Here is a 9,768-nt window from a genome sequence, read left to right as displayed (position 1 = left end):
TTACTCCTTTTTCTCTCAACTTATAGGCTAGTTGATTCGCTCTCTCGTTTAACTCTTGATAAGTTAATTCATTTTCTTCAAATACAACAGCTTTTGTTTCAGGAGATTTCTTAACTTGTTCTTCAAATTGTGTATAAAGTGTTTTCGCTTTAACATAGTCTTTCTTTGTATCATTAAATTGGAGTAATAATTGTTGGCGATCTTTCTCCGAGACTAACTCAATATCCCTTAAACATTTATCTGGCTGTTCTACAATATCTTGAAGGATAGATATATAGTGGTCGATCATCCGACCAATGGTTTCCTCCTTGAATAAATGAGTACTATATTCCAAAATAAGATGAATTGTTTCACCTTCCAATATAGTCCAACTCATATCCATTTTTGAATTTGACCATTCTATTGGTTTTTCTCTAATTGTTAAATCAGATAACGCCAATTTTTCCTGTCCTATATTTTGCAAAATAAACATCGTATCGAAAAGTGGATTACGACTAAGATCCCTTTCTATCTCCAGTTTTTCAACGAGTTCCTCGAATAAATAATCGGCATTTTCATATACTGAGACGCTTCGCTCTTTTACACTTTGTAAGAACTCTCGAAACGTCAATCCACCTGTGGGATAATTTCTAAAAACTATTGTATTTGCGAACATTCCTATAACATTTTCTAATTCCGGATTTGATCGCCCTACAATAGGCGAACCTATTAGAATATCCTCTTGCCCTGAGTATTTATATAACAATGCATTATAAGCAGCCAGTAAGGTAATAAACAAGGTCACATCTTGGTTTGACGAAAATTCAACCAACTTCTGAGCCAATGTTGGATCAAACTCATACGAATATAATTTCCCATCAAACTTTTGAATAGCTGGACGTGGAAAATCCGTTGGTAAATGTAACACTGGTAATTCTCCTGCAAGCTCCTTCATCCAATATTCTTCCTGCTTATGATAAAACTCTGTTCTTTTGAGTTTTTCTTGCCAGCTTGTGTAGTCTTTATATTGAATTTGTATAGGCTCTAATGGTATCTGGTGATATAGACTTCTTAATTCCCTCATGAATATCCCCATCGATACACCATCTGAAATGATATGATGCATGTCTATTAACAATAAGTATTTACTTTCTGTTAAATGTACCAGGCCAAAACGACATAAAGGAGCTACATCTAATTCAAAAACCCTTATAAATGATTGAATAGCTTTTTCTACATCTGTGTCACTATCCACGTAAAAAGACTGAAGTTGACAAATCAGATTCTCATCAATTTTTTGAACAAGTTCATCATCCACCATATGGAATGAAGTCCGCAAGGATTCATGACGACTCACAATGGTTTGTAGAGCGCCTTCCAAGCGTTTAATATCTAAAGCACCTTCGATGCTTAATACCATTGGCATATTATAAGTCATTTTCGTTTCATCTATATGGTGTATAGAGTGTAATCGTTTTTGAACAGATGATGCTGGATAACACTTCTGATGTTCCACACGTTCAATTGTTGGAAGATATGTCTTTTCGTCTGTCTTTTGAACGTATTCTGATAACTCTTTAATTGTTGGGCGTGAAAAGATTTCGTTAATTGGTACTTGTACTTGAAACTGTTTTGAAATACGCGACACCAACATCATGGCTTTTAAAGAATGACCACCAAGTTCGAAGAAGTTCGCATGAATACTAATTTGATCGGTTTCAAGTATTTCTCTCCACATCTTTTCGATGCTTTTCTCAATTTCATTTGTCGGTGCCACATACTCCTCTAATGATTGTATTTCCGGTAAAGGTAAGGCCTTTCGGTCCAGCTTCCCATTTGAAGTGAGAGGTATTTTTTCCATCTCAATGATATGAGTTGGCACCATATAATGGGGAAGCCTTTCCAGAAAATATTTCTTCCAATTAATCGTATTCTTATTAATATCCTTATGAAGTGTAATATAAGCAATTAAATTCATATCTCCTACTATGTTAATCACAGCTTCTTTTACATACGAATGTTGCAATATTAAATTTTCTATTTCTTCTATTTCAACTCTATAGCCTCGAATTTTCACTTGATTATCAATACGACCTAGAAACTCAACATTACCATCAGGTAAAAAACAGCCTAAATCTCCTGTTTTATATAAACGTGTTTTGGAATCATCAAATAAGTTTGGAATAAAATGTTTATCTGTTAACTCACTAGAATTTATATAACCTTGAGCTACTCCTCTTCCCCCTATATAAATTTCTCCTTGTATACCTCTTGGGACAGGTTTTAAATTAGAATCTAATATATATATTTGTGTATCATTTATAGGTTGTCCAATTGGTACTTTCTTTGAATTTAAAATGGAGTAATCAATTAAAAAATAAGTAGCAAAAATAGTTGTTTCTGTTGGCCCGTATACATGAATTAAACGGTTTTCACCTAGTACTTTAACAGCTTTTATTACGTGCTTAATAGATGCTTTTTCTCCTCCAAACAATATATTTTTAAGGTTTTTTAAACAAGTAATGTTTAAATCTACTATTTTATTGAATAGAGCTGTTGTGATAAAAGCAATAGTAATTTCTTTATTTTCTATTAATTCTGATAAATAAGAAATATTTAACAATTTATCTTCTTGAACAACTACTAGTTCTCCCCCATTTAATAAACTCGAATAAATGTCGAATGAAGAACCATCAAATGTACAATTTGACAATTGCAGAATTTTGTCCATTTCATTAATTTCTACATAATTGCTATTATAAACACGGCTAATTATATTTTGATGTGTAGTTAAAATACCTTTCGGCTTACCCGTCGATCCTGAAGTGAACATGACATACGCCAATTCATTACCGAAAATAGGTAACTGTAAATTTAATTCATTTTCTTTTTTAATTTCCTCCGTATATTCATCTATATCGATTATAGTTAATTCTTTAGTATCAAGAGTTAGATCATCTTTAGTAATAAATATAGAAATTTTCGAATCTCTAACTAATTGAATTAAACGTTGTTGAGGATATGATGTCTCTACTGGTACATAGGCTGCTCCTATCTTAAGGATGGCTAGCATTCCTATATATAAATCAAAACACCTTAACATTGAAATTCCGACTAAGTCTCCTTGACCCACACCCTTATTCAAAAGAAATCGTGCAAGTTGATTCGCTCGTTTATTTAACTCATCATAAGTAAGACTCTGATCCTCAATTCTTATTGCAATTTTATTAGGAAATCTTTTAACTTGTTCTTCAAAGATTTCATGGACGCTTTTATTGGGAAATTCATGATTTTTTATTTCAGAAATAGTATTTTGGGAAATTAATTCTATCTCACCAATTAATAAATTGGGATCCGATATTATCTGACTAGTTATAAACTTTATCTGATTTAAAATATCATCAATAAACTGCTCTTGATACTTTTCTCCATTAAAAATAATTTTTATTTCAAATTCATTACCTGGCAAAATCAAAATATTGAAATTATAATTGCTTTTTTCATAAACTTCAATATTTGAAATTTTAAAACCTAAGTCTTTTTGTCTATTAAATATATTTAAATCTAAGGGATAATTTTCAAAAACAAAAATGTGATCAAAGAGTTGTCTACTCTCTAAACAATTTTGGATATCTACGATAGGAGTATAATTATATTTCTCTGAATCTAATACTCTTTTTTGAACTTCTCTCACCAAATTTTTAAAAGTTCCTTCTTGAGTTTGAATTCTAACAGGCACAGTATTTATAAATAAGCCAACCATTTTTTCTATACCACTGATTTCAGGTGATCTCCCTGAAACTACGGATCCGAAAGTCACATCATTTGTACCATTATATCTTTGCAATAAAATACCCCATATACATTGTAGAACTGTATTTAAGGTTACTTTAAGATCTCCAGCTAATATTTTTAAATTTCGTGTTAACTCTTCACTAAAAATGATGCTTTTCTCGGATCTTATATAATCATGATTTTCACTTAAAGAATTTTGAGCTGGTATTTGCGTATGTTGCTCAATTCCTCTTAAGTAATCTCTCCAGTAATCAATAGATTCTTTATGATCTAAATTTTCTAGCCACTTAATATATTTACTATATGGGGTTGTATTATCAACATTAATTTTTTTGTTTTTATTACTACATTTGTACATTTCAAATAAATCATTTATGATAATTCCAAAACACCAGCCATCCATTATAATATGGTGATGACTCAGAATTAATTTAAATTTTTTTGAATCAATTTTTAAAATACTTAATCTAATTAAAGCGTCCGTTGAAAGATCAAATCCTCGCAAACGATCCTTTTCTTTAAAATCTTCTAAATATTTAACCTTTTGCTCTTTGTCCAGTTTAGAAATATCTTTATATTCTATTATATTCTCCTTATTAACCCATACAATTTGAACTGGTTTACGTAGATTGTTATAGAGAAAGTTAGTTCGTAAAACAACGTATTTTTTAATCAATCCATCAAAAGCATTCTGTATATGACTTAACGATATACCTCCTTCCAATGTCAAAGTCGTTTGTTCACAATAAAAATCTTTTTCATTAGACTCTAAATTATGATATAACATCCCTTTCTGCAAAGGTGAAAGTTCGTATATATCCTCTATATCTCTGTTATCAATCACAGCTCATCACTTCCTATACAGTTTAAACTTCTAATTTATTGATCTCATTTAAAATTTCTTCTAGTTCAGTTGTTGACAATTTTGCACTAAAATCACTTGGAGTCGCTTCCGTTTGTTTTTTCTGGCTACAGTGTTCAATTATTTCGATTAATTGGTTTTTAAATTTTCTCAAGAGTTCTTCCATTTCCATTGTAGAATAGAAATTTTTATTAAAAATATAACTGATTTGCAGTTTATTATTGATAATTAACGCATTTATTTCTAATAGATGATCAACGACTGATAAGGGGCTCATAGAGTTTCCCAATGGAATAGGAGCTTCATCAAAACCATAAACATTTTGCTGATCAAATATTCCCATGTAGTTAAAGATTATTTCTGGATTTGCTTTAAAATCAATATTCATTTTTAATGATGGTAGTGTTAGATATTTTAGAATTCCATAACCTACTCCTTTATTAGGTATACCATTCAATGTTTCTTTAACATATTTTAAAACATCTGTTAAATCTACAGAGTTTAGTTTGAAAACACATGGATATAGCGAGGTGAACCATCCTATAGTGCGATTTAAACTATCCCCATCAATAACCGCTTCTCTTCCATGCCCCTCTAAAGTTATCGCAATATCCTTACTGTTTTTCCAATCTTTTAATATTAAAACTAAAGCAGTTATCAAAATCTGATTTAATTCGGTCCCATAGGCATTATGAACATCTTTTAGTAGAAGAGATGTGTTATATTCGTCAAATTCAATTCCAACTTTTTCATATTCTTTCAAATGAAATTTTCGATTCGCGTTTCTTCTATTGTCTAAAAACAAGGACATTTCTTTTTCAATATTTGTCCAATAATTTAATTCCTTTATCAGTTCATTGCTATTAGCATATTTCTGTAGTTTCTCACTCCAAGTCTTATAAGATAAGGTTTTTTTAGGTAATTTAATGGTACAAGAACTATTTAAAGATAGTCGATTATATATTGTATTTAAATCTTCAATTAAAATTCTCCAAGAAACACCATCTATAATTATGTGATGAACAATAATTAATAAGTAACTTTCAGATTTAGTGTTAAATATAGTAATATTTATTAATGGTCCTTTTTCAAGGTTCAATTCGCTTTGTAGCTGGTTAACCCTATTTTTTATTTTTAACATTTTATTTTCACTCAATGTTAAATCAACAGTGTTTAATTTGTAGTGCTTCTTACTAGTATCTTGTATAATTAATTCCTTTTCTTTTGTAACTTTCATTCTTAATACGTCATGATGTTTTACCAACTGTTCAAAAGTTTGCTCAACAAAGCTAGGTATCCAACCTTCTTTTCTTGTTAGTAAGATTGTTTGATTCCAATGATGTGGCTCATCCATATCTTTCTCAAAAAACCATTCATGAATAGGTGGTCTGGGAACTTTACCTACTACTTCATGGTTTTCTTCAGTAAAACTTTCTATTTTTTGAAGTTTCGCACTGATTTTAAATATTGTTTGGTTTTCAAATACATCCTTTACAGAGAGTTTAAAATTATTTTGATAAAGCCTCGATATTACTTGCATTGCTTTTATTGAATCTCCACCCAAATCGATAAAATTATCATGTATTCCTATGTTCCTAACCATTAATACTTCTTCCCAAATTTGAACCAACATTCTTTCAATCGGAGAAATAGACTTATGTTCTGGCTTTCTCTCTTTAACACCTCTATTTATCTCTAGTAAAGCCGCCTTATCTACTTTACCGTTTTTGGTAAGTGGCATCTGTTTCACTTCTGTAAGACTAGTGGGAACCATATAGTTTGGTAAGTGATTATGCAAATAATTACGTAATCGCTTACTAGTGATTTTTTCATTAGGAACAAAATATGCTGATAATACCATACGACCTTGTTGAATTTCATCAGCAATAACTACAACTTCTTTAACTAAATTTTTAGCTAACATAAAATTTTCAATTTCTTCAGGCTCTATACGATATCCTCGTATCTTGACTTGTTTGTCTATTCTTCCTAAATAATCTATGTCACCATTCGGAAGCCATCGAGCCAGATCGCCTGTTTTATACATTTTTTCTCCTGGAATGAATGGATTTTGTATAAATTTTTCTTCTGTCAGTTCTGGTAAATTCCAGTAACCACGTGCTAACCCTTCTCCTCCAATACATAGTTCGCCAGGTACACCTACAGGTTGTAAGTTGTAGTTTTTATCGACAATATATATTTTTTTATTTGGTAGAGGTCTTCCGATTGGTATCTTTTCCATATCTGACCTACATGTTGCAACTGTAGAACCGACAGTAGCTTCGGTTGGCCCATATGCATTAATAAAGGTTCTATTTCCCCCCCATTTTTTTATTAGATCAGGTGTACACATTTCTCCTGCTGTAATAATAGTTTTAAGAGCAGGTAAATCTTTATGTGGAAGGACCCTTAACATTGACGGAGGAAAAACAATAGACTCGATTTTCTTTTCTTCTATCCAATTTGTAAATTCATTTCCCGAAAGGACAAGTTCATTTGATACTATATAAAGAGTAGCCCCACTTAAAAGGGTAGGGAAAATTTCACCTACTGCGGCATCAAAACTAAAAGAAGAAAATTGTAATACATGGCTTCCTGCTAAAATACCGTAAGTTCTACCCACCAAACAAAAATTTGTTACACTTTTATGCTCAACCATAACACCCTTAGGTTTTCCTGTGGTTCCAGAAGTATAGATGAGATAGGCTAAATCTGTGGACTCATTAACCTCTTTGAGATTTGTCCTAGGATTCTCTTTTAATGTCAAATCATTAATTTCTACAATTTCACCAGAAAATGTTTCCGGGACGCTTATATTCCCATGGGTCAATACATATTTCGCACCACTGTCCTGAAGCATATACTCAATTCGTTCGCTTGGATAAGTAGGATCGAGAGGTAAATAAGCTCCACCTGCTTTTAGTACACCTAATACTCCCACAATCATCTCAACTGATCGTTCTGTCATAATGCCAATAAAATCTTCTCGTTTTACTCCTTTTCCTCTTAACTTATGGGCTAATTGATTCACTTTCTCGTTTAACTCTTGATAAGTTAATTCATTGTCTTCAAATACAACAGCTTTTGTTTCAGGAGATTTCTTAACTTGTTCTTCAAATTGAAACTGCAGTGTTTTATCACGTGAATAATTTACTTCATATTGATTAAATATATTTAAAATTTTATGCTCATCATCGCCAGTTATCATTTTAATATTGGATAGTTGTATATTAGGATTAGACGTAACTTTCAATAGAATATGTTTAAAATGAATAAACATGTTTTCTATAGTACTTCTTTTAAACAGATCTGTATTATATTCCACACTTATTTGTAATGTTTCTCTCTCAACAACTTCCCAAGTCATATCAAACACAGCTTTATTTAGCTCAAAGTCATATTGTTTAAATGAAAGGTCTTGTATTTCAAAGTTCTCAACATCTATATTTTGTAATGTAAACATAGTATCAAATATAGGATTTCTACTAATATCTCTAGGAATAGAAAGTTTACTTATCAATTCCTCAAGAGAATAATCACCATGTTGATAAATTTCCAGAAATTGATTTTTAAATTGAATTAATAGATTATCAAAAGTTTGTTCTTGAGAAAGTTTAGAGCGAATAGGTAAAGTATTTACAAACATCCCCAACAGAGATTCAAAATCTCTATTATAGCGTCCCATCAAAGTCGTTCCAACAATAATATCCTCTTGTTCGGAATATTTAGACAACAAAACGTTATAAACAGCAAAAAGTAGCATAAATAATGTAACATTTCTACTTTTAACAAATAATTTTAAATCATTTGTCACCTCTTTGCTTATTTTAAAAATTAGCTTTCTTCCTTTAAATTGTTGTATTGGCGGTCTATGATAATCTGTAGGTAGTTTTAAGATAGGTAATTCATCTGAAAATTGTTGTAACCAAAATTCCTCCTTTTTTCTCCAATCAGTTTGATTTACTTTTAATTCGCTTTCCCAAACAGAATAATCCTTATATTGTAATTTTGGAGAAGGAATATCTTTTCCCTGATATAATAGAGATAATTCTTTTATAAGAATATTCTTAGACATTCCATCCATAATGATATGATGCATATCTAAAAGTAAGATGTGCTCATTGTCATTCAATTCAATAACACAGCCTCTTATTTGAGAAGTTTTTTCTAAAGTAAATGGCTTTATAAAATTACGAAGTAGATTTAATGCTTGTTCTTCATTCTCACATTTTAGAGTCAACCATTCAAAATCACCTTTAGAATGAACCTTTTGTACTAATCTATCGTTGTGCAGATGAAACGAAGTACGTAATATTTCATGCTTTTCAATAAGTTTAGTTAATGAAGTTTCTAATAATCTGCTATTCAATTTACCTTTAATTTTAAATATTAATGGTAAATTATAAGCACACCCCACTTCTGGAAGCTGTTGTATTATGTATAATCTCTTTTGTATAGTAGAAGCAGGATATAAATCTTGTTCCTCTACTTTTTTAATTGGTTGAAAAGAGGTATTCTCCATCTTACATATAACCCTAGCAAGATCTTTTAAGATAGGATAATCGAAAATTTCCTTTAAAGTGACGTTAAAATTTAATACTTGTGAGATGCGAGATCTAAGTAATACGGCAGTTAAAGAATTCCCCCCCATTGATATAAAGTTGTCATAAATACCAATTTTCCCAACAGATAATATCTCTTCTAAAATTTCCGCTAATAATTTTTCAACAGAATTGGACGGTTCTACATAGTTTTTATTTTTTATTTCAATTTCATTATATTTAATTAATGCTTCTTTATCTTTCTTTCCATTGTTTGTTAACGGGATTGACTTCACCTCTTGAAAAAATGATGGAACCATATGTCGTGGTAATCTATTTAATAAATAGAGACGTAAATTTTCACTTGAGCAATCCCCACTTTTAACATAATAGGCATGTAATGTTGCTTGCCCTTCTTTATTTTTATGATCTAGCACAACTGCTTCCATTATCTGTTTATGTTGTAGAAGACAATGTTCAATCTCACTTGGTTCGATACGGTACCCTCGAATATTAATCTGATCATCTATTCTTCCTACATAGTCTATTGAACCATCTGGAAGCCAGCGAGCCAGGTCACCTGTTCTATAC

Annotated in this window: 2 protein-coding genes; both read right to left on the bottom strand. The window is 30.8% G+C overall.

Features of this window, described 5'->3' with window-relative positions:
• Nucleotides 1-4,618: amino acid adenylation domain-containing protein (locus ACLGGR_RS19145; protein ID WP_410973700.1), on the bottom strand; the 4,618-nt coding region annotated here is incomplete at its 3' end.
• Nucleotides 4,619-4,640: 22 nt separating this feature from the next.
• On the bottom strand, nucleotides 4,641-9,659 hold the full coding sequence (locus ACLGGR_RS19140; RefSeq protein ID WP_410973701.1) for an amino acid adenylation domain-containing protein: 5,019 nt from the start codon (nucleotides 9,657-9,659) through the stop codon (nucleotides 4,641-4,643).
• Between the last annotated feature and the right edge of the window lie 109 nt (nucleotides 9,660-9,768).

Origin of the sequence: Bacillus sp. BD48, from assembly GCF_046566805.1 — a bacterium.
Classification (GTDB): Bacteria; Bacillota; Bacilli; order Bacillales; family Bacillaceae; genus Bacillus; species Bacillus safensis.
The sequence above is the reverse complement of the archived record's forward strand: the minus strand, read 5'-3'. Positions and strand labels throughout refer to the sequence as shown.